A 23,170-nucleotide genomic window follows, 5' to 3' on the forward strand; every position below is an offset into this window, starting at 1 on the left:
AACTTTAATTATAATGAAATAAGAAACATAACAATATAGAAACAATTAAAAAAAAAACAATTCAAAAAAAAATATAAAATAAAATTTACAGGTGTGAAATAGACAATGAAATATGTAATAGTAATCGCAGATGGAATGGCAGATGAACCACTAAAACAACTCGACGGAAAAACACCAGTTGTATGTGCAAATACACCTAACATGGACTTTATTGCAAAAAATGGTTACACAGGACTAACAATTAATGTACCAGAAGGTATGACTCCAGGATCTGATGTTGCAAACACATCAATAATGGGATTTAAACCAACAATGCTTAAAGGACGAGGACCACTAGAAGCACCAAGTGTAGGAGTAGAACTTGGAGATAATGATGTTGCATTTAGACTTAACTTCATAAATGTAGAAGATGGAAAAATCAATGATTTCACAGCAGATCACATATCAACTGAGGAAGCTGATGAACTTATCAAAGCATTAAATGAACACTTCTCAGATATTGGTAAATTCTATACAGGTGTAAGTTACAGAAACCTATTTGTAATTGATGACCTAGACACAGAAGAACTAATAAACACACCACCACACGATGTAGTAGGCGGAGATGTAGATGAATACAACCTTAAATCTGAAAAGTATCCTGAAAAAGCAGAACTTCTCAATAAATTCATGAAAGATTCAATGGATGTATTAATGAATCACCCTGTAAATCAGAAAAGAATTAAAGAAGGAAAACTTCCAGCAAACATGGCATGGCTATGGGGACAAGGAGCAAAACCTACAATTGGAAACTTCAATGAAAAATACAACCTTACAGGTGCAACAATTACAGGTGTAGACTTACTTAAAGGTATAAGTGGATACATTGGACTTGATGTAATAGAAGTACCAGGTGCAACAGCATACTTTGATACAAACTACCAAAACAAAGTAGACTATGCACTTGATTCAATAAAAGAACACGACGTACAATACATACACATAGAAGCACCAGATGAAGCAGGACATGAAGGAAATCTAGAGGAAAAAACACGTGCAATAGAAAATATTGACAGTATTATACTAGGAAAACTTCTCAAAGAACTACCAGAAATTGATGAAGAATATACAATTGCAGTACTTCCAGATCACCCAACACCAATTGATATAAAAACACATACAAGAAACCCTGTACCATTTGCAATATATTCAACATCAATTGAAACACCAGATGAAACACAAGTTTACTCAGAGCAAATGGAAGGTAAAAAATACGACTTAATTGAAGGAGACACACTTCTTAGTTTAATGATAAAAATAGCAAATAAAGAAGAATAGAATCCAGATACATTCTATCTTTTTTTTTTAATTCACCTCCCACTTTTAAACTTTTTTAAATAAAATAATATAAAATTGTAAATATATGCAATTATAAATATTATAATAACATTGAATATTTTATTGAAAAATACATGGAAAATATTCAAATTTATAATAAACATTAAAATATGGAATAATTAAAGAGAATGTTTATTTTAGGATTATTTTTTTAATAAATAAAAAGGATGATTAGATTGTCAAAATTTATAGTAGTAACAGGTGGAGTAGTAAGTTCTATAGGTAAAGGAATAACATCAGCATCAATTGGTCGAATACTAAGATCATACGGTGTAAGTGTAACAGCAATAAAAATAGACCCATATCTTAACTGGGACTCTGGAACACTAAACCCATACCAACACGGAGAAGTATATGTAACAGATGATGGAATGGAATGTGACCTAGACCTTGGACACTATGAAAGATTCCTTGATGTAGACTTATCAGGAAAATCAAACATAACAACAGGAAAAGTATACTCCTCAGTAATACAAAAAGAAAGAAGAGGAGAATATCTAGGATCATGTGTACAAATCATACCACACATAACAGATGAAATAAAACTTATGATCCGTGAAGTTGCAGAAAAATCAAAAGCAGAAGTAGTATTAGTTGAAATTGGTGGAACAGTAGGAGATATTGAAAGTCAGCCATTTATCGAAGCTGTAAGACAACTTAAAAATGAAGAAGGACATGACAACTGTATGTTTGTACATGTAACATACGTACCATACCTTAAAGCTGCAAAAGAATTTAAAACCAAACCAACACAACACAGTACAAAAGAACTAAGAGGACTAGGAATAAATCCTGATATGATAGTATGCAGATCAGAATTACAACTAGATGACAATCTTAAAAACAAAATAGCACACTTCTGTGATGTACCAACAGAGGCAGTAATTAACACACCAGATGCAAGTTCAATCTATGAAGTACCACTCATCATGTATTCTGCAAACGTTGGAACATACGTACTAAACAGACTAAACATGGAAGCACCAGCTAAAAAAGCTGACCTCTATGCATGGAGTCAAATAGTAGAAGATCTAAAAATAGACTCACCAAAAGTAAGAATAGGTGTAGTTGGAAAATACATAGAACTTGAAGATGCATACATAAGTATCAGAGAAGCACTAAAACATGCAGGAGCAGCAAACAAGGTAGAAGTAAACATTGACTGGATAAAAGCAGACAATGACTTTGACATAGATAAACTATCAGTATATGATGGAATACTAATACCTGGTGGATTTGGTGAACGTGGAATAAAAGGAAAAATCGATGCTGTAAAATATGCAATAGAAAATGACATACCAGCATTTGGAATATGTCTAGGACTTCATGCAATGAGTATAGCAATAGCACAACTCAATGGACACCCTGAAGCTAACAGTTCAGAATTTGATGAAAACTGTTCATTCCCAGTAATAGACATGATGGAAGAGCAGAAAAAAATCAACAATATGGGTGGAACCATGAGACTTGGTGCATATCCATGTAAAATCAAAAAAGACACAATTGCATATGAAGCATATAAAGATGAAATGATCTCAGAAAGACATAGACACAGATATGAAGTAAACAATGAATACCGTGATGTACTCGAAGACTATGGAGCAGTGATCTGTGGAACATCACCAGATGACTTCCTTGTAGAAATGATAGAACTTAAAGATCATCCATGGTTCCTTGGCTGTCAATTCCACCCAGAATTCAAGTCAAGACCAAACGCAGCACATCCACTATTTAAATCATTCATCAAAGCTGCAAAAGAAAGAAAAGAATCAAGAAATTAGATTTTAATCTAGTTTCTTATTTTTTTAAATAAATAAAAAACAATGTTCAAAAAAATAAGTAAATAATCAAACAATGGTTAATTATATATAATACTAATTTTAAATTATTTAATAATCAAGTATATTGAGAAGTGAATATTATGGGTCTTTTTGACAAAATAAAAGAAGTTAAAAAAAATCAAGAAAAAGCTGCTGCACAAACACCAGACAAAGTTTTCAGATTTAACTATTATAGAACTGAAGTTTCAATTAAAGACAATATAATTACAATAGATTTTAAATTTAGAACTAAAAATGATGAAAATAGAACTAAAATTATATCTCTTGATGAAATTAAGGCAATTCAATATAAACCCCATAATAATTCTACACCTGGATTTATACACTTTGAAACTACCAATAATATAAATCAAACATATAATTTAGAAGATGCAAAAAATGATAATACATCAATAGTTCTTAAATTTAATTCAGATGAAGAAGATGCAACTAAACTAAATGAATATATTAATTCACTTAATCAGGAAATAACTTTCCTAAAATTAAATCCAGATATTATAGATGAAGAAAATAATCAAAAATCTTGTAATTATGAACTTACAGATGATGGAAAAAGAATTTATAACTTCAAATCTTCACATAATGAAGTCATATTAGATGATGATTTTATTGCTATAACTGCTTCAGGTTTTACTAATGGATATCTTAAAGGAGTAACAGGTACTAAAAATATAGCACTTGATGAAATTGCAGGTATTGAATTTAAAGAACCTGATATTACTGTTGGATATTTCCAATTAATAATAAAAGGAACACTTGAAGCAAGAGGTGGTGTTTTTGAATCTATTTATGATGAAAATACTGTAACTTTCACAAGAAGTGAAAGAGAAATGGCTTTAGAAATTAAAGAATTTATTGAAAATCATAAACGAAATAAAAATAAGCCACAAGAGCATGTTACATCAGATGCTCAGTTTTCTGTTGCTGATGAAATTCTGAAATTTAAACAATTACTTGATATGGGTGTAATTACACAGGAAGAATTTGATAAAAAGAAAAAAGAGTTACTTGATATGTAATATACCTCTTTTTTTCTTTAAATTTTTTTAGAAAGGAGTGAGAAATCATAGTTGGATTTAATTTCCAAATTATTATTTTACGTTATGGACATTTATTATATCAAAGCTTTTGCTTTAATTATATTATTTTTGGGTTGTATTGTTGCAACTTATACTGATATTAAAGACCAGATTATTCCAAACTATCTGACTTTTTCAATGATTATTATTGGAATTTGTATTGTTAGTTCTTATTTTATTTTAAAAGGTAGTTTTAGTGTATTTTATTATATTTCTATTGTTTTAGTGTTTATTTTATCATATATTCTGTGGATAATAGGTTTGTGGGGTGGTGGTGATGTTAAATTATTAACTGCAATTTCTACACTTCTTACATATGATTTTCTAGGTATTATTCCAAGCTATCATATTTTCATGCTACAATTACCTGTTTATTCTAAGAGTTTTATTGTTCCGACTTTATGGGTTATTATTAATAGTGTTCTTTCAATACTTCCAATTATCATAACAGTTGTTATATATGAAATTATTAAAAATAAGAGGTATTTAATTGGAACATTAAAGAATTCTTTCAAAATAAATGAGGTTTTATTTAATTTAAATGTTATGATATGTTTAAATTATATTTTATCTATATTGTATGTAGATAATATAATGATAAAACTTGTTGTTATTGCAGTTACTCTTATGATATTAAATAAACTAATACAAAACTACATAAAATATGCAGCTATCATCACAACAATACTTATAGTTATAGTGAAAGTTATAGGAAATGATATTACATCATATATCTTAACAATTTTAATCTTTGAAGCTATAGTTATATTTATCACAATAACTCAAAATAATCTACTTTCAGATGTACTATCAGATGATGTAGATATAGATAAACTAGATGAGGGTATGATTCTAACATATCCACTATATAAAGTAGATGATGAATATATATTTAAATCACAAAAACTAGCAGATAAACTAACATCAAACAATAAAGATATTGTAGTTGAAAGTAATATTATGGGAATTACAAAAGATGATATTGAAAATATGCAAAAACTTAGACCAGATAAAATAGATGGAAATGTAAAAATTAAAAAAACATTATCTTTTGCACCATTTATACTTGCTGGTCTTATAATAACAGTTCTATTTGGTGATATGTTCTATATTATTAAATTAATTATAGGAGTTGTTATAGGTGGACTTTAAGGGACAAGTTGCAGTTGAATATATGATTTTGTTTTTTATTTCAATTATCATAATAACAACAATATCTATGCCACTTGCTATAGATGAGGTGGACCAGATTGGTGATATTAAAAAAACTATGGAAGTTAAAATGTTTCTAAGTAATATTGCAGATAATGTTGATGTTATCTATAATAATAATGATAATATAAAGGTAATTTCAATAAAATCACCAGGTAATATTACAGTATCATATAGAAATACAACAAACAGACACTACATCTATTCATATGTAACACTATCTAATGGTAGTCGAAAGAGGGTTGATGTTGAAGTTCCATGCCATGTATCTTTTATGAACAATCCAAGCTATACATATACAAGATTATATTCAAATCGAAACTACTATAGTAGTGAAATTAAATGTATAGATGATGAAAATAGCAGTGGATGTAATGTTAATATATACTTTAAATAAATAAAAAAAGATAAAATGTTGGGTGGTTATAATAAAAAAAGAGAGAAGTGAAATATTTATCCTTTCTTCTCTTCATTTTTTAGTTTTTGTTCTTCTGATCCTACTCTTTCATAGAGTTTCTTTAAAGCTTCACGATCTTCTTTGCAAAGTTCATCTTTAAGAAGTTTTTTATATTCTGGGTATTCATCATATATTACTTTTTCAAGACATTCCTGTTTTACAATAAATGCATTAAGTGTACGTGCAAGTGGGTTGAGTATTTCCCCATGTTCAAGGTCGTGTTTTTTATTTTTATCTGCTTTTATTGCTTCTAGTGATCGTCCAGGAATACCTACTATTGTACTTCCAGGTTCTGCTGACTTTGTTACTACAGATCCTGCACCTATTGTACAGTTATCACCTATTTCTATGTCACCTAGAATTAATGCATTTGTTCCTATAACAACGTTGTTTCCAATTGTAGGGTGTCTTTTCTTATTTTCAAGTGATGTTCCACCAAGTAATACTCCCTTATAAAGCAATACATCATCACCTATTACTGATGTTTCACCAATAACCACACCCATTCCATGATCTATAAAGAATCTTCTTCCTATTGTTGCACCAGGATGTATTTCAATTCCTGTAATAAATCGATTTACATGTGATATAAATCTTCCAATTAACTGATGATTTCTCACCCAAAACCAGTGGGCAAGTCTATGAAGTCCTAATGCATGAAGACCAGGATAACATAAGATTACCTCTATTGTACTTTTAGCAGCAGGGTCATTGTCAAAAACATTTCTTATATCTTCTCGTATCCTATCAAACATTATTCCATAATCCTATAAAATTTTTTTTTAATCATAAAAGTTTAATTTATTTATTAATTTAATCCTTCTTATCACATTTATTTATTTTAGTTTTAAGTTAAATATTTATTTAAAATATTTTAATTATTTTCTTAGATAAAATGAAAAAATTAAAAAGCAGTAGTGGTGATAATAATTTTTTTTATATGAGTTAAGAAGAAATATTATTTTTTTCAATGTATTTTATATAATAACAACCTATTAGTTCGTATAACTTGAAAATAAATTATTTTAGTTAATTATTTTTAAATTAAAGAGATATTAACTATAATTTTTTAGTGGAATTTTAATTAAATATAATATAAATTATAATAATGATTAATAATGATAAAATATAGAAAGTATTAATTGAAAATTAAAATTTATGAGAGTTTAATATTATGGCAGATGAAAAAATTAAAGAAATCGCAAAACAAGTAGACGAACTTAGAGGTGCATGTCCTCTTATGCATTGTATTACAAACGTTGTAACAGTACATGAATGTGCAAATGCAGCACTAGCTGTGGGTGCATCACCTATTATGGCAAATGAAGAAGCAGAAGCTGAAGAAATTACATCAATTGCAAGTTCACTTATCGTTAATATTGGAACTCTTACAAAATCTCAGATAAACACAATGAAAATATCAACAAAAACCGCAGGAGAACTTAATAAGAAATTTGTACTTGACCCTGTAGGAATAGGTGTAAGTCAAATACGTAACGATACAGCAATAGATCTTATAAAACTTAACACTCCAACAATTATTCGTGGAAACTTATCTGAAATTAAGGCAATTGCAACATTTTATGGTATTCTTGAAGAATGTAGCCAAGTAAAAGGTGTAGATGTAGCAGAAGGCGATGTTATAAATGAAGAAACTCTTGAATATAACAGTGAGTTAATTCGTAATATTGCAGCAAAACTTGAAACAACAGTTGCAGTATCAGGTAAAATAGACATAATATCTGATGGAAAAGAAGTATATGCAGTTGACAATGGTGATGCAGTACTATCATCAATCACAGGTACTGGTTGTATGCTTGCAACAATCATGGGAGCATATGCAGCAGTTACAACACCTCTTAATGCAGCAATTTGTGCAACCCTTGTTATGACAATTTCTGGTGAAATTGCAGCAGAAAAAATGCGCAAAAATGATGAAGGAACAGGTTCATTTAATGTATACTTAACTGATGAATTCTATAAAATGACACCTGAAACAATGATGAAATACGCAAATCTTAAAAAAGTATTATAGACTTTTAGATCTAAAAAATATAAAGTATTTCTCCAATTATCACCTCCCCTTTATTTTATTTTTTTTATAAATATATTCCATAGTGAGTTGATTTAAAGATGAATATTGATTATAGTTTATATCTTGTAACAGACCAGTTTGATTTTAGTCGTGAAGAATTTCTCCACATAATAGAAGAATCCATTATTGGTGGAGTTAATGTAGTGCAACTTAGAGAGAAAAAATCATCAACACTTGACTTTTATGAGCTTGCATGTGATGTTAAAGAAATTACAGATAAGTATGATGTACCTCTTATTATTAATGATAGAATTGATGTAGCTCTTGCTGTAAATTCTGCTGGTGTACACTTAGGACAGGATGATATGCCATGTAAGGTTGCACGTCGTATTGTAGGTGATGATATGATCATAGGAATTAGTGCTGAAAATTACTCTGATGCTATGCAAGGAGAACTTGATGGTGCTGACTATCTTGGTATTGGTGCAATTCGTAAAACTCCTACAAAGGCTGAATGTAGTGTAATATCACATGAGGATCTTCTTAAAGTTAATGAAAACATCACAATTGATCGTGTTGCAATTGGTGGAATTAAAGAAGATAATACAGAGCATGTAATTAGTGATTATGGATTTGATGGTGTGGCAATAGTATCTGCTATCATGCTTGCTGATAATCCAAGAGAAAAAGCTCGTGAATTTAGAGAAATTATTGGTAAATAAATTCCCCTTTTTTTTATTCTATTTTTTTTAAAATTTTTTAAACTTTTTTATTTATATTTTTTTAATAATTCTTATTTCTCCTAATTATATATTAAAAAGTAATACTTTTTAGCTAAATTTAGGGGTAAAAGTAATAACTTTTATTAATAACAACAACCATATATATTACTAACAAGAAAGAACTAATAAAAAACATATTAACTTCTTTCAAATTTTTAATAAAAACAATAATAATATTGAGATGGTGATTAATTATGAGTTGCTGGAAATACTGGCCAGAAATAGAAGAAATAGCAGAAACACTAGAAGGACTAGGTGCAGAAAACATAGATCATATCGATGAGCTAAATAAAATCGACATAGAAGAAGTAAAAAAACAACTAGATAGAATCGAAGTAATAGCACACGACAAAGACATAGACTTTGACTCAGCAAAACACATACTAGATAATGAACGTATGAACAAAGCATTAAAACTAATACGTAAATTCTACCTCTACATCGGAGCAAGACTAGAAACAGAAAATGCACAAGAAATCATAGACTCAGATCTTGACCCTGATGAAATCCTAAATAAATTCCACTTCTATGAAAGATATGAAGGACTACTAGAAAACGAATCAAAACTAGCAAAATTCAATGAAAATAAAACATTTGTATTTATAGGAAGCGGACCACTACCATTAACCTTAATAATGTTTAGAAAAAAATTTGGATGTAAATGTATAGGAATAGAAATACAACCAGAAGTAGCAGAACTATCACGTAAAGTAATAGATAAACTAGGACTATCTGATGGAATAGAAATCATAGTAGGTGATGAAACAACAATAGAAGACCTAGACTATGACATACTAATGGTTGCAGCATTTGCAGAACCAAAAGAACGTGTATTTGCAAATGTATGGGAACGTGTAACACCAAAAACACCAGTACTTGTAAGAACATACAGTGGAATGAGAGCAATACTATATGCACCACTCACTGATAAACAACTCAGAGGATTCCACAAAGAAATAATGCTTCTTCCAATAGGAAATACAAACAATACAAGTGTACTTCTACGTAAAATAGAATAATCACCAAATCTTCATCTTCTCTTCTTTTTTTATAGTTGAATACTTAAAAAAAATGGTTTTAAATTAATACTTCCCTTTCTCTCTTTTTTTTGATAAAAATTTATAACAAAAAGGTAGTCTATCTATATAAAATATTATTTTTCTTTGAAAAATTAGTTTTTTATAAAAGAGGTGGTGATATGGGGGGGTTATTTGTGAAAATAGATTTAGATCTATTCCATTTCTTTCATTTTTTTAGCGATTTCTACTCCATAGTTGAAGCATTCTTCAAGGTCGTCATCTGTAGGTACGTAGTTTACTTCTAAGTTTCCTACCATGTCAAAGCCCATTTCGCCCATTTTTTCATTTAACCATGCAGGTCCTCTTCCACTCCATCCAAATGAACCGAATGTAGCTCCAAGTCTTTTAATTCCTGTTCTTGAGAATTCAAGTTCATCAATGTATAATGCAACATCTGCGATACTTGGGAATACTTTGTTAAAGAGTGTTGGAACACCCATGAGTACTGCTTTACTTTCAAGTACATCTTTTACAATTTCACTTCTTTCATCTTCTTTAAGGAAGTGCATTTTTACATCTACACCTTCTGACATGAGACCTTCTGCAATTGCATGTGCCATGTATTGTGTTGAGAAGTGCATTGTATCATAGATAAGTGTTGCTTGTTCTGTTTTGAATTTACCATTAGCCCAGTCAAGGTATGCTCCAATGATTTTCATTGGATCTGTCCAGATTTGTCCGTGTGATGGTGCGATTGTTTTAATTTGATCAAGAAGTCCAAGTTCTACTACTTCATTAAGTTTGTTTTTAAGTAGTGGTGTAAGTGGAGTAAGTAAGTTAGCATAGAATTTTTGTGCTGCTTCCATTAATTCACTTTCTGGGATTTCATAGTCGTATAATTCACGTTTACATACGTGTTGTCCAAATGCATCGTTTGAGAAAAGAATTCCATCTTCTTGTAAGAATGTAAACATGCTGTCTGGCCAGTGTAACATTTTAGCATCAAGGAATGCAAATGTTTTTGCTCCAACTTTAAGTGAATCTCCTGTACCTACAGTTACAAAGTTTGCTCCTTCAAGGTCAGGGTAGTGTTGGATAAGTCCGTTTTTAGCTACTGGTGTACAGTAGATAGGTGTTTCTGGGAATCTTGCGTGGATTTCTGATAATGTTCCACTGTGATCTTTTTCTACGTGGTTTTGTATGATGTAATCGATTTTGATTTCATCGAGTCCTTGATCTGCAAATGCATCTTCAATTCTTCCCCATAATTGTGCTGAGTATACTTTTCCAGGATATACGTTATCGATAAGTACACATTCTCCTTCTGAGAATACTAAAAATGCGTTGTATGTTGTTCCATTTAAGGTGTATCCGTGGTATTCACGTCTATCCCAATCAATTGTTCCTACAGAGTATACTCCTTCTGCTAGTTTTGGTGCTTTTGCTTTCATTTTCATAATATACCATTCCTATTAAAAAATTTTATATAAAATTTCTTTTTTTACAATCTTAATTTTTTAATTATTAAATATTTATATTTAAGCTATATTTTCATGTAAATATTAATTAAAATAAGAAAAAGAATTTAAAAAAAGTAAAGATATTAGTTTGAAATATATCAAACTAAATATTGTATTGTTTGTGTATTTTTTATAGTTCAACTTTAAATTAAGCTTATGCTTTCCAAAGACCGTGTAATGTACAGAATTCTCTTGCTTCTACATTTTCAGCTTCTGGTATGTAGAAGTCTGCTTGTGGTTTGTCTCCAGGTTTTAATAATTGTTTGTGAATTTGTCCATCTGCTTCAAGTTCAATTAATGCAATGTAGTGTTCTTCATCCATTGGATGTTCTACTTCTCCAACTTCTACGTGGTATTTATCAGCTTCACGTGTTACAACAGGTACGTGTTTTACTTCTCCTTCACCTGATGTTTTTGCTTCAAAGATGTTCATTGATTCTGCATCTGCATCTTTGTTTGGTACTACTACTTCTATGATGTTTCCTGTTCCTTTACATTTTAACATTGTGTTTGCTTTTAATTCTGCCATAATTTATACATCCTATAAGATTTATTTTTATATTTTTTTTGAGCATTATTTATTAAAAAAAATATTTAAAAAAAAATTTAAATGAAAAAGGGGGAGGAGAGATTAAAAAAATTTTTTTAGATCTTAAGACTAATTAATGTAGAATAGTCAGACTATCTACCATTGGTCTTCTTCACGTTTGAAGTATGATTGTGGGTGTTCACAAATTGGACATTTTTCAGGTGGTTTTTCTCCTTTAAATACAAATCCACATTTTTTACATACCCATGTTACTTCTTCGTCTCTGTTGAAGAATTTGTCTTCTTTTATGTAGTCTGCGAGTTTTTGGTATCTTTCTTTGTGGTGTTCTTCAACATCTCCAATTAATCTGAGTTTTGTTGCATAGAGTGTGTGTCCTTCTTCTTCTGCATCTTTTGCAGCTTCAGGGTACATTACTTCGTATTCTTCTGTTTCTCCGTTAATTGCAGCTTGTAAGTTTTCGAGTGTTGTTCCATATACGAGTGGTACTGATGCTGGTACATCTACTGCATCGAGATCTGCTCCTAGTTCAGATAACATTTTGAATAATACTTTTGCGTGTTGGAATTCGTTTGCTGATGTTTCCATGAAGATGTCTGCAATTTCTCTGTATCCTTCTTTTGCTGCTACTTTTGCATATACTTCATATCTGTTTCTTGCTAAGTTTTCGCCTACAAATGCGTGTGCTAAATTTTTTATTGTTTTGGACATTTTTTTCACCTATTAATTTAGTAAATATTATTTTGTATGCTTTTAAACGAAATCAATTAGTCATCGACATATAAAATAATATCTAGTTGGAATAATTATAATTTAATATTTTTTATAAATAAACCATCTAAACTATAATATAAACATAATTATATTTAAAGTTTCTTATTATGTTTAATTTTTAGTTAATTGTATGGTTTAAAAAAAGAGTAGAAAATATAAAAATTTAGTTATAACTAAATAGACATTTATTATTTATATAAAAATCGCTTAAAAATAGAAAAAAATAAAAAATAAAGATGGATAATTAAAATATCCATATTATAACAAGTATTACAGCTGCTATAAATAGAACTGGTGCTAATAATTTACTTACAGAAACAACAGATGCAATTGTTGTAACAAGCTCTGTTGTATGATTAGGACCTAGTGTTTTAAGATTAACATGAATAGTATCAGATGCAACAGAGACCTCCTCAAGGTCATCTAAAGCCTCACCCACAAGTTTTAATGTTTTTTCAATTAAAATATCACTGTGACGACTTCCTACTGTAACACCACCACCAGAGATGGTATTTACAATGTGTGTATCTGTAGTCATAGCTTCCATCATATCAATTTCAGGATAAGCTTCTTTGACTTTTTCAAATATTTCCTCACGGAAGTGTTGTTTCATATTATTTCCATCATAAACCAGGTATGCCATAAGTTGACTATCAACTTTTGTAATCATAACCTTAATTCCACTATCTCCAATACCATCTTTTGCAACAATTTCACGCACTGGATCAAATGAACATCCCATCATTATCTTATGCATGGAAGGTTTTTCGATACTATCTACTGCATTTTCAAGTTGAAGTACTCTGTTGTGTCCTGCAAGAAGACGTTCATAGTTACCATCAAGACAGTTGTGACAATCAACAAATACAACATCACGAACATCTGTTTTAAATTTTGTCTTATACATTATTGAAAGACCAACACCATAGTCTATATCATCACCAATATTAGGTGCAAATGTTACAAGTTCAATACATCCTTCATCAAAAAATTGTATACCGATCTTTGCATCATCATATTGTACTCTTTGAAATACTGATGCTTCATCTGAATACTCTAGATTTGGTAGTGCTTCATTGATCTTTGCAATTACCTTTTTAAGTTCACTTTCTGCAACTGGGTTAAAATCATGTGTTGCAGCTCCATGTGCAATTATTGTAAAATCATCAAGTGCTTCTGCAATAACAGTTGGAAGATTTCCACCACCAATAGATCCTACAGGTCCTGGATGTATACATGGTGATATATAGTTAGCTTTAATATTTCCATTTTTATCTTTAAAGCTGATAAGTCCTACTGTTGTATCAACTTCTTCTCCCATATCATCAAATACACTTTCAAGAGCATTTGATCCTTCACTAATTTGTGCAATAAATAAACTTAATAGTTCAAGACCACCAACTCCAAGATTTCCCTTAATTGGTGATTCTATTATTGCAACAAATGAATAAATTGCAATTGCAAGAAGTATTGCACCTATAATTGCCTTGAAATATAATGATAAAACAACAGCTTTTGATACTGTTACTTGAAGATATATTACAACAATAAACATACTTAGTGTAATAAGTGGTTGTATTGCTGCAATTAGTACACCTTGGTAGTATTTAATATTTGATGTTGCCCATAATATGAGTGCTTCAACTGCAAACATGAATAGTATTCCAAGTATTATAACACTTATTAGTGAAATATCAATAAATAATGATACTACTGCTGCTAAATCATAGAAGATACATAAAAACATCATTGCAACAAATGAAAGAAACATTGCCTGTTTAAGTTTCATATGACGTTTCTTTAGAGAATTTGTAATACTATGTATCAGTCCACCTGAAATAATTGCTGGAAGTCCAAATAGGAAAAATCCTGTTGCTCCACCAGATATAAATGTATATACAATTCCACTAAGTGGTATTCCAGGCATTATACAATCTGCAATTGATCCTGAAAGAAAACTAAAAACAAGTATAAGAAATACTGACATGTTAGTTTTTGGAAGTGAAACCATATACTTTGATAGTGCAACTACTCTGTCACTTATTGCCATTATAACTCTCCATATATAATTTGTTTTACTAAAATCGTATTTTCACCCTTATATTCATCTTTCCATTGGAATCTTTTCCATATAATATATAAAAATAAAAAGATTTTTCTTTATTATCATAGAAAAGAAATTAAAAATGGGGAAGTGAATTTTTTTATAAGTTTAATAATAACTATATCTTTTTTATATAATAAATAATATTTACATAAATAATAATAAATTCCATGATAGTTTCATAAATTATCTAGCAACATATAATATCAAATAGTATTTTAGATTTTAGCCTACTTTTATTTTATATTAGTATTTTCTCTTTTATATTAAAATAAAATAATATTATACATTAAATACATAACATATTATTAGAGAAAAGCTTTCTTTTTATTAAAAGAAAAATTAAGTTTTATTTTAAAATTATATAAATAATTTATACTATGGGGGATCATGTAAATATGGAATATGAATTAGAAACACCATTAAAAGATGAAGATATTAGCAAACTAAAAGCTGGAGATACAGTTTATTTAACTGGAAAAATCTACACAGCACGTGATAGTGCACATAAAAGAATCATAGAAGAAGGTGCACCTATGGATCTTGAAGGAGTAGTATTATTCCATGCAGGACCTATTATTAAAGAAGATGAAAATGGTGAATATAAAATTGTAGCTGTTGGTCCTACAACTAGTATGCGTATGAATCCATATGAACCTGAAGTTTTAAATCGTGGAGTAAAAGCTATTATTGGTAAAGGTGGAATGGATGATAACACACAAAAAGCACTTGTTGATAACAATGCAGCATTCCTAACTGCTGTTGGTGGATGTGCAGCATTATATGTAAGTAGTATTAATAAGATTGACTCTGTTAACTGGCTTGATCTTGGTATGCCTGAGGCTATCTGGGAGCTTGATGTTGAAAGATTTGGTCCTTTAATTGTTACAATGGATTCTAAAAATAACAACTTATATAAACGTTAAGAAAATAATAAATTTCAAGGGGTTTTGAAATAAAGTGAAAAAAATACTTCTCCCCATTGCTTTTGTTGCATCAGTTGTGCTTATTGCAGGATTTTTTATGATGACACCAACTTATCTTCAAAACAATGGTGATATGAAACATTTTGAAGATTCAGATGTTAGCTTTGATATAAACAGCACATGGACTGTTAGTCAGTATGATAATGCAATACTTGTACCATTTTTATCTGGTAGTGCAAATAGTTTAACACTTACACCTACAAGTAAGACTGCATACAGCTATCAGGGTGATATTAGTAATCTTACAAGTGATGGTAAAGTTCTAAATACAAGTACTACTAATGCTACAGATGTAGTTATTGTACAAAGTGAAATTACTAAGATGGACTCTCTTCCTGATGGTGTTTCAATTGATGATGCATATAAGTCAGATTCATTATATAAGGTAATGGAAAATACTGGTAGTTTTAATCTTGACAACCAGACAACAGTTGATATTAATGGAAAACCTGCTCATCAATTCAGATATACTGTAACTTATACTCAGTATGTTGATACATGGATTGAAGATAATGGTCATTATTATCGTATCTTATGTCAAGCACCAAGTACTGTTTTCGGCTCTGCTGAAAGTCAGTTTGATATAATACTTGGAAGCTTTAAAATTAAAAGTTAGATAAGAATATACTTTTAATTTACTTATTCTTTTTTTTGTAGAAAATTTTTTTTTTGGGATATTACCTATTTTTTTTTAATAGTTATACTTGTTTTATTATGTGATATTATTAATATTACAATTTATAAAATATTATTACTTAAACTTTATTTCAATACAATAGATTATAAAAAAAAAATTTAAGGATGTTAATATGAACAGTAAATTAGAAGAAAAATTTAGACAATTTGCAGAAGCTCAACAGGAAACTCTTAAAGAAAGTGGACTTACAGTTGAAGATTTCATTAAAGATGCTATGATGTGGGCTGAAAGTGAAGAAGGTAAACTTGAACTTAACAAAATGGTATTGATGGATGATATTAAAGAAATTGAATCTGAAATTAATGAAATTAAATCTGAAATTGCAGAAAAAAACAGTCAGATTAATGAGTTAAATAATAAAATTTCTAAAAAACAGAAAGCTATTGATGAAATAGATGTTGAGATTAAAAACTTATAGAGGATGCGTTATTTATGGTTGAATTAAAATTCAAAGAAAAAGTTATAAGAAAAGATGATGATGAAAATGAGCCAATGTATGTTAAAATTCCACAACAAATTATTGATGCATACACTCTTCATGATGGTGATAAAATAGAATGGAGCTTTACAATTAATTGTAAAAACCAGAAAACTACTACATTTACAAGAAGATATAATGGTATAGATTAGATTTTCTTTTATCTAATTTATCCCTTTTTTTTACTTTCACCACCTAAGGATATATTATTTTTATTTTTATTGTAAATGTTTTTTTTTATGAACTTTATTTTTTTTATGTATGGAGATGATTCTTTATTTTTTGTTTATTTTTGATATATATTCTTTTTGTGTATATTTTATGAACTTAGTTGTGTATGTTTTATGAACAAATTTTGTGTTTTTGTTCATGTTTTTGGTATTTTATTTCATGTTTTATGTTATATTTTTATTAGTGATTTTATGCATTATGTAAGCATATTTATACACATTATGTGAACTAAATTTTTAAAAAGTTCTCTTTATATGAACAATATTTCTTATTTTTAATCACTAAATAGGAACTATCTTATATCAAAGATACACAAAATATGAACCATAAAAAACACTTAAAATGTTAAATAGCACTAAAAACAACTAAATACACTAAAAAAACCCATAAAAATTCTTAAAAATACAAAATAAGCCCTAAAAACAAATTAAATAAAAATAATATAAAACAATATAAAAACAATTAAAACACTAAAAAAACAACTAAAAGATAATTAAAAAGTAAAATAAACTAAAATAATAAATAAAATCCAAAACAATACAATATCCACATTATAAATAACTAAAAAACACATAAAAACAAATAATTATCACTTCACAAACAAGGAACAGTAGGAGTTTTATTTTTTTGTTTTATAATAATATATAAATAATAAACAATAGAATATATTAAAATATAAATATTAATAATATTTTAAGTAAAACTATAAAAAATTATACAAAAACATAAAAACAGAAATTAATGTAATTATTTAATATTTTTATAGTAAGATAAGTAATATATTATAATATTAATTTAACTACAAATTATTTAAGATCATAATTCATACAAAAAAAAATAAATTAACCCCACTGATAACATATTTTAAAAGACAAGCAAGAAAAGATGCAATAAATAATTGTATAGAAATTTTGTATGAACTATGCAAAATAATTACAGGAGATGTTTAATGGGCAAAAAAAGAAAAAGATCCCACCAACCTACAAATAAGTATGAAGATCCTCAGAAACCTGAAGATTTAATTCACGCACGAAAAGATTATAAATTACATCTCACAGTATTTGTTGCAATAGTTATTGCAGAATACATTGGAATATACACACTACAACTTGGTGGTATAACAATAGTTCTAATGCCACTTTTGTATTCATTAGTTCTTGCAATTGCATTCTACCTACTAAAGCCAATAAAATGGATACAAGAGACACAGTCAAAAGAGGCAGAAACAATAATGATGCTTCTTATAGGACCACTACTTGCAAAGCTTGCAATAGCAAGTGGTCAAAACATTGGAATTATATTCAATTCAGGACCTGCAATACTACTTCAAGAGGTAGGAAACCTTGGAACAATCTTTTTAGCACTTCCTATAGCATTACTGTTAGGATTTAAAAAAGAAAGTATTGGTATGACAAGTTCAATATGTCGTGAACCACAAATGGCTGTTGTAATTGATAAATTCGGAGTTTCATCACCTGAAACAAAAGGATTTTTCACAGTATTTCTAATAGGAACAGTACTGGGAACACCATTTATAAGCCTTCTTGTAAGTGTACTTACATTTATACTGCCACTACATCCATTTGCATATGGTATGGCGTGTGGTATTGGAAGTGCAAGTATGAATGCTGCAGCTGTAGCATCGCTTATTACGATATATCCAATGTATTCAGTACAACTTGAAGCATTTAGTGGTATGGCCAACATGATTTCAATGGTTACTGGAATGTATGTATATATTCTTGTTGCAATACCATTAACACAATGGTTATACAAGGTTCTTGAACCACCTATCTCAAAAGTTAGGTCAATCTTTATTAAAGATGAAAACAATAACAACAATAATAGTGAAATAAACAAATCAGAAGGATAGATTAGTTGTGTCAAAATTATCAATTAGAACAGTAATAGAGTGGATACTAATACTGATGATATTTTCAGTAATGGCAGCAATTGGTAATGTTATAGGATATAATTATCCATTTACTACATCCCTCATTGGTATGTTAATACTATGTTTTATTACACTCATAGGACTTATGATTGAAAAAACAATTGGTCATAATATTCCTGCAATAATTTACATAAGTATTATTGGATTATTAATATCAGTACCATGGTCTCCAATAGCTGGAAGCGTAATTTATTACACATCACACGTTGATTTAGTATCACTTACAACAATACTTCTTGCTTATGCAGGTATATCAATGGGTAAAGATCTTAAAGATTTCAAAAAAATTGGATTAAGAGGAATAATAGTAACATTTTGTGTAATAATAGGAACTTTCCTAGGATCAGCATTAATTGCACAAGTTGTTTTATCTACAACAGGAATGATATAAAACAACTATCTACCCTTAAATCCCCTTTTTTTCTAAAAAAAGAATTACTACTACTTTTTTTTATTATATTTAAAATTTAATATTTTCAACTCTTTTTTTTACTAGAACTTTCTATTTTTTACATGGAAAAAATAAAATTTATTACTCTATTTTTACAAATAACTACTTGGGAAAAAAATAGGTATGATATATGATGAAATCTAAAGAAAATATAAGTATATTTGATTTCAGAATACATCTAACTGTACTAGTTTGTAGTATTATAGCAGTATCTATTGGAAGTAGAAGTTTTACTATTTTTAATATGAAAATTATCATATTACCATTTATTTATTCATTAATTTTATCTGTTATATGTTACATTCTAAGACCTGTTAGATTTATTTCAGAAAAACAGTCACATGAAGCATCAAGTGTTATGATTATAGTAATGGGTGTTTTAATTGCAAAACTTGGAGTTATTAGTGGTACTAAGATTCAGTATTTTCTACAGATAAATCCAGCATTAATTCTTCAAATGATAGGACATATTGGTCCTGTACTTTTAGCACTTCCTGTTGCATTATTGCTTGGATTTAAACGTGAAGCAATTGGAATGTCAACATCTATCTGTCGTGAGCCACATATGACAATTATAATGAATAGATATGGTGTTGAATCTGATGAATTTCGTGGATGTATGAGTATTTATATTATTATAAGTATTCTTGGTGCAATTATAATTACACTTATTACATCAATTCTTCCACACATCTTACCTCTTCATCCATATGCATATGCTATTGCATGTGGTAGTATTGGTAGTACTGGTATGAATACAGCATCAATTACCACTCTTTGTGGTATGTATCCTGGTATTTCTGATTCATTATATGCTTTCAGTTCTTTTGCACATATAATTTCATTAGTTCTTGGATTGTATTTCTTCATGTTTATTGCAATTCCATTAAGTGAGAAGTTATATGATGTTCTAATTAAGATGAAACAAAAAAGAAATTAGAAAAAGTTAAAATTATAAAATTTTTAATAAGGAAAGATATTTGCTTAACTTAAAATATTATGTTAATCATATCTTTTTTTATTGAATAAAATATTTTTTTTTATTAAACATGGATTTTACATAAAATGATATCACAAAAACATAATAATTTATTAGATTTTAGGCTACATATATGTGTATTAATTTGTAGTATTATAGCACTATTAATTGGAAGTAAAAGTTTCACTATTTTTAATGTAAAAATTATTATATTACCTCTTATTTATTCAATGGTTTTTGCAATTATATGCTACATAATACCTAATAAATATATTACAGATAAGCAGTCATATGAGGCAACAGATGTAATGACAATAACAATAGGTGTACTAATTGCAAAACTTACAATAATAAGTGGTGCAAATATAAACTACATAATACAAACAGGACCCATGCTACTTCTACAAGAACTTGGAGATATTGGTGCAATATTTCTAACACTACCTGTTGCACTTATTTTAGGATTTAAACGTAAATCAATTGGAATGTCATCATCTATCTGTCGTGAACCACAAATGGCAATGATGATTAACAAATATGGTGCTGCATCTGATGAATTTCGTGGATTTATGATTGTATATATAACAGGAAGTATCTTTGGAACAATACTAGTTAGTTTTATTGCAACAATTATGCCACATATCCTGCCTCTTCATCCATTTGCATATGCTATGGCATGTGGTATGGGAAGTACAAGTATGAATGTAGCATCAATAACAACACTATGTTCACTATATCCATCTATTGCCGGTGAATTATATGCACTAAGTGCTGTTGCAAACATAATATCTGTAGTTCTTAGTGTGTATGTTTTCATGTTTATATCACTACCACTTACTGAGAAATTATATAGTGTATTTATGAAAATAAAACAAAAAAGTAAAAAAGTAAAGGGGATTAAAATATTAAGGATATGATTAATTAAAGATTATGATTTTGAATTTTTCATATCTTTAATAAATCCATAAATCATTAATCTATCATCCTTATCTATTGAACCTGTAATAAACAAGGCAAGTAGGTATGTAACAGCTGCAATTGGAACAGTTATAATAAATCCAAGATTCAATGCATATATCACAACAACCATTATGATATTTGCAACTACTACTTTTATAAATGGACCTGCAAGACGCCTCCAATCTAGCTTAAATTCTGTTTTTGAAAGAGCATAAAGCATTAAAAACAGTATTAATGCTTCTGTACATACAGTTGAAATACTAGCACCAATATATGAATAGAAGTGTATTAGTATAATATTTAAAATTACACTAAATGTAGCACCAATTGCTGCCATCTTAGTTGCCATAAACTGCTTATTAATTGCACCAAGAAGAGTTGTTGAAATATTACTTAAAAACAGGAAAATACCTGCCCATATAAGAATACTGAGAGATACTGCACCATCAAGATAATTTGCACCATAGATAATGTAGATAATATCACGTGAAAATATTACACATCCAACAACAATAGGTGTTGCAATAATAAACATGTACTTCATAAGCTTATGATATAAATCAAGAAGCTTAGCCTTATTTTCTGTATATAATTCACTCATAATTGGGAATATTGAATTTGAAATAAGTGTAATTACAGCTGCAATTACAAGAAGTAACTTCTGTGATGAACTGAAAAGTCCAACAGCAACACTTCCCGACATAAATGTAAGAATTGTAAGTGCAATCCAGAAGTAAATCGATGTAAATACATATGTAATACCATAAGGAACACCCTTAACTATGAGATTTTTAATAAACTCTCTTTCAAAACAAAGAGTAAGCCTTGGATAATGCTTATATATAACATAGATAGTGTAAATAAATGATAAAATTATTGCAATAGGATATGCTGCAGATACAATAATTACATCTCCACCATTAAATATAATGAAAAGAATTATTAAAAGAACAGAAACACTATAAATTACATTTCCAATAGTTTGATAATGCATCTTCTCATTACTTTGAAATAGTGAATAATTACAAAGTGTAAGTGAATTAAATATCATATATATTCCGAAAATCAGCATTACATCAAGACCTTCCTTTGTAAAGTTATTACTTAATATGACAACTAGTGCATATGCAATAAATGTTACAACAGAAAATACCACTCTTAAAAAGAACACTGTTCCAAAATACTTACTCATCAATGTTTTATCACGTGAAACTTCACGTATTGCATAGGTTGCAAGACCCATATCTGTAAAAATATTAAAAATTCCAACAAGTGATGTTGCAGAGGATATTAAACCAAAATTAAAAGTTCCAAGATACCTTGCTGTAAACAACGTTAATATAAACGTCATTATATTGTTAATAATACTTGCAATAATAAGCAAGCTGGAATTTTTTATAACTCTTGTTGCTATGTTCATGTATATCAATTTTGAAATTATATTATTATTAAAAAAAAACAATCCAAATTTTAGATTTAATTATATAATATTTTACTTTCTTATATCATTAATAATTATTTAAAAAAAAATAAAATCTAGTAGAAAAAAACACTTGAAGAAATATATAAATTTTTTATAGATTTAATAATTTCTTCATGAAAAAATTTTATAAAAAAAATAGTAAAATGATGTACCTACATACAAAAAGGGGAGTGTAAATATAAAAAAAAGGGGTAAGAAATTTTT

22 protein-coding genes are annotated in these 23,170 nt (G+C 28.6%); 16 read left to right on the forward strand and 6 right to left on the reverse strand.

Annotated features, from left to right (window positions below; translation table 11 throughout):
* Positions 1-105 precede the first annotated feature (105 nt).
* The 5 genes from MRZ80_RS03185 (at position 106) to MRZ80_RS03205 (ending at position 5,906) form a co-directional block, all read left to right on the forward strand.
* Positions 106-1,317 (forward strand): cofactor-independent phosphoglycerate mutase, encoded by a 1,212-nt coding sequence (locus MRZ80_RS03185; protein ID WP_292536107.1) that lies wholly within the window; start codon positions 106-108, stop codon positions 1,315-1,317.
* Between the two features lie 227 nt (positions 1,318-1,544).
* Positions 1,545-3,158 carry a CTP synthase gene (locus tag MRZ80_RS03190; RefSeq protein WP_292536109.1) on the forward strand — a complete coding sequence of 538 codons (1,614 nt, stop codon included), beginning with the start codon at positions 1,545-1,547 and terminating at the stop codon, positions 3,156-3,158.
* 140 nt (positions 3,159-3,298) lie between these two features.
* Complete coding sequence (locus tag MRZ80_RS03195; RefSeq protein ID WP_292536111.1) at positions 3,299-4,237, forward strand: DUF4429 domain-containing protein; 939 nt, start codon at positions 3,299-3,301, stop codon at positions 4,235-4,237.
* 84 nt (positions 4,238-4,321) lie between these two features.
* Positions 4,322-5,449: a prepilin peptidase gene (locus MRZ80_RS03200; RefSeq protein WP_292536167.1), complete on the forward strand. Its 1,128-nt coding sequence runs from the start codon at positions 4,322-4,324 to the stop codon at positions 5,447-5,449.
* Positions 5,439-5,906 (forward strand): hypothetical protein, encoded by a 468-nt coding sequence (locus MRZ80_RS03205; RefSeq protein WP_292536112.1) that lies wholly within the window; start codon positions 5,439-5,441, stop codon positions 5,904-5,906. The genes MRZ80_RS03200 and MRZ80_RS03205 overlap by 11 nt, the downstream gene beginning before the upstream one ends.
* Before the next feature lie 56 nt (positions 5,907-5,962).
* On the opposite strand, the gene cysE is transcribed toward MRZ80_RS03205, so the two are convergent.
* Positions 5,963-6,721, reverse strand: a complete 759-nt coding sequence (cysE, locus tag MRZ80_RS03210) for a serine O-acetyltransferase (RefSeq protein ID WP_292536113.1) — start codon at positions 6,719-6,721, stop codon at positions 5,963-5,965.
* Between the two features lie 419 nt (positions 6,722-7,140).
* Between cysE and thiM the strand changes: the two genes are divergently transcribed.
* The 3 genes from thiM (at position 7,141) to MRZ80_RS03225 (ending at position 9,802) form a co-directional block, all read left to right on the forward strand.
* Positions 7,141-8,001 carry a hydroxyethylthiazole kinase gene (gene thiM / locus MRZ80_RS03215; protein ID WP_292536115.1) on the forward strand — a complete coding sequence of 287 codons (861 nt, stop codon included), beginning with the start codon at positions 7,141-7,143 and terminating at the stop codon, positions 7,999-8,001.
* Positions 8,002-8,099: 98 nt separating this feature from the next.
* On the forward strand, positions 8,100-8,723 hold the full coding sequence (gene thiE / locus MRZ80_RS03220) for a thiamine phosphate synthase (RefSeq protein ID WP_292536117.1): 624 nt from the start codon (positions 8,100-8,102) through the stop codon (positions 8,721-8,723).
* 254 nt (positions 8,724-8,977) lie between these two features.
* Complete coding sequence (locus MRZ80_RS03225) at positions 8,978-9,802, forward strand: nicotianamine synthase family protein (RefSeq protein ID WP_292536119.1); 825 nt, start codon at positions 8,978-8,980, stop codon at positions 9,800-9,802.
* Between the two features lie 212 nt (positions 9,803-10,014).
* On the opposite strand, the gene MRZ80_RS03230 is transcribed toward MRZ80_RS03225, so the two are convergent.
* The 4 genes from MRZ80_RS03230 to MRZ80_RS03245 form a co-directional block, all read right to left on the reverse strand.
* A complete protein-coding gene (locus tag MRZ80_RS03230; RefSeq protein ID WP_292536168.1) occupies positions 10,015-11,253 on the reverse strand; it encodes an FprA family A-type flavoprotein in 1,239 nt (412 codons plus the stop codon).
* A 223-nt stretch (positions 11,254-11,476) separates the two neighbouring features.
* Complete coding sequence (locus MRZ80_RS03235) at positions 11,477-11,851, reverse strand: desulfoferrodoxin family protein (RefSeq protein ID WP_292536121.1); 375 nt, start codon at positions 11,849-11,851, stop codon at positions 11,477-11,479.
* Positions 11,852-12,007: 156 nt separating this feature from the next.
* A complete protein-coding gene (gene rbr / locus MRZ80_RS03240; protein WP_292536123.1) occupies positions 12,008-12,580 on the reverse strand; it encodes a rubrerythrin in 573 nt (190 codons plus the stop codon).
* Between the two features lie 307 nt (positions 12,581-12,887).
* On the reverse strand, positions 12,888-14,693 hold the full coding sequence (locus MRZ80_RS03245; protein ID WP_292536125.1) for a DUF2070 family protein: 1,806 nt from the start codon (positions 14,691-14,693) through the stop codon (positions 12,888-12,890).
* A gap of 452 nt (positions 14,694-15,145) precedes the next feature.
* Here MRZ80_RS03245 and MRZ80_RS03250 point away from each other — a divergent pair, with 452 nt between their 5' ends.
* The 8 genes from MRZ80_RS03250 to MRZ80_RS03285 all read left to right on the forward strand — a co-directional run bounded on the left by MRZ80_RS03250 (position 15,146) and on the right by MRZ80_RS03285 (position 21,440).
* Positions 15,146-15,673 carry a FumA C-terminus/TtdB family hydratase beta subunit gene (locus tag MRZ80_RS03250; protein ID WP_292536127.1) on the forward strand — a complete coding sequence of 176 codons (528 nt, stop codon included), beginning with the start codon at positions 15,146-15,148 and terminating at the stop codon, positions 15,671-15,673.
* A gap of 34 nt (positions 15,674-15,707) precedes the next feature.
* A complete protein-coding gene (locus tag MRZ80_RS03255; RefSeq protein WP_292536129.1) occupies positions 15,708-16,349 on the forward strand; it encodes a hypothetical protein in 642 nt (213 codons plus the stop codon).
* A 193-nt stretch (positions 16,350-16,542) separates the two neighbouring features.
* The gene (locus tag MRZ80_RS03260; protein ID WP_292536131.1) at positions 16,543-16,848 is read left to right on the forward strand and encodes a hypothetical protein; all 306 of its coding nucleotides are present in this window, start codon (positions 16,543-16,545) and stop codon (positions 16,846-16,848) included.
* Positions 16,849-16,862: 14 nt separating this feature from the next.
* Positions 16,863-17,060, forward strand: coding sequence for a hypothetical protein (locus tag MRZ80_RS03265; RefSeq protein WP_292536134.1), 198 nt, complete (start codon positions 16,863-16,865; stop codon positions 17,058-17,060).
* A 1,028-nt stretch (positions 17,061-18,088) separates the two neighbouring features.
* Positions 18,089-19,012, forward strand: a complete 924-nt coding sequence (locus tag MRZ80_RS03270; RefSeq protein ID WP_292536136.1) for a DUF3100 domain-containing protein — start codon at positions 18,089-18,091, stop codon at positions 19,010-19,012.
* A 7-nt stretch (positions 19,013-19,019) separates the two neighbouring features.
* The gene (locus MRZ80_RS03275; protein WP_292536138.1) at positions 19,020-19,484 is read left to right on the forward strand and encodes a hypothetical protein; all 465 of its coding nucleotides are present in this window, start codon (positions 19,020-19,022) and stop codon (positions 19,482-19,484) included.
* A 190-nt stretch (positions 19,485-19,674) separates the two neighbouring features.
* Positions 19,675-20,484 (forward strand): DUF3100 domain-containing protein, encoded by an 810-nt coding sequence (locus MRZ80_RS03280; RefSeq protein WP_292536140.1) that lies wholly within the window; start codon positions 19,675-19,677, stop codon positions 20,482-20,484.
* A gap of 125 nt (positions 20,485-20,609) precedes the next feature.
* Positions 20,610-21,440 carry a DUF3100 domain-containing protein gene (locus MRZ80_RS03285; RefSeq protein ID WP_292536142.1) on the forward strand — a complete coding sequence of 277 codons (831 nt, stop codon included), beginning with the start codon at positions 20,610-20,612 and terminating at the stop codon, positions 21,438-21,440.
* 11 nt (positions 21,441-21,451) lie between these two features.
* On the opposite strand, the gene MRZ80_RS03290 is transcribed toward MRZ80_RS03285, so the two are convergent.
* Positions 21,452-22,903 (reverse strand): flippase, encoded by a 1,452-nt coding sequence (locus MRZ80_RS03290; protein WP_292536144.1) that lies wholly within the window; start codon positions 22,901-22,903, stop codon positions 21,452-21,454.
* Positions 22,904-23,170 lie beyond the last annotated feature (267 nt).

The sequence above is a fragment of the Methanosphaera sp. genome, assembly GCF_022768985.1.
Lineage (GTDB): Archaea > Methanobacteriota > Methanobacteria > Methanobacteriales > Methanobacteriaceae > Methanosphaera.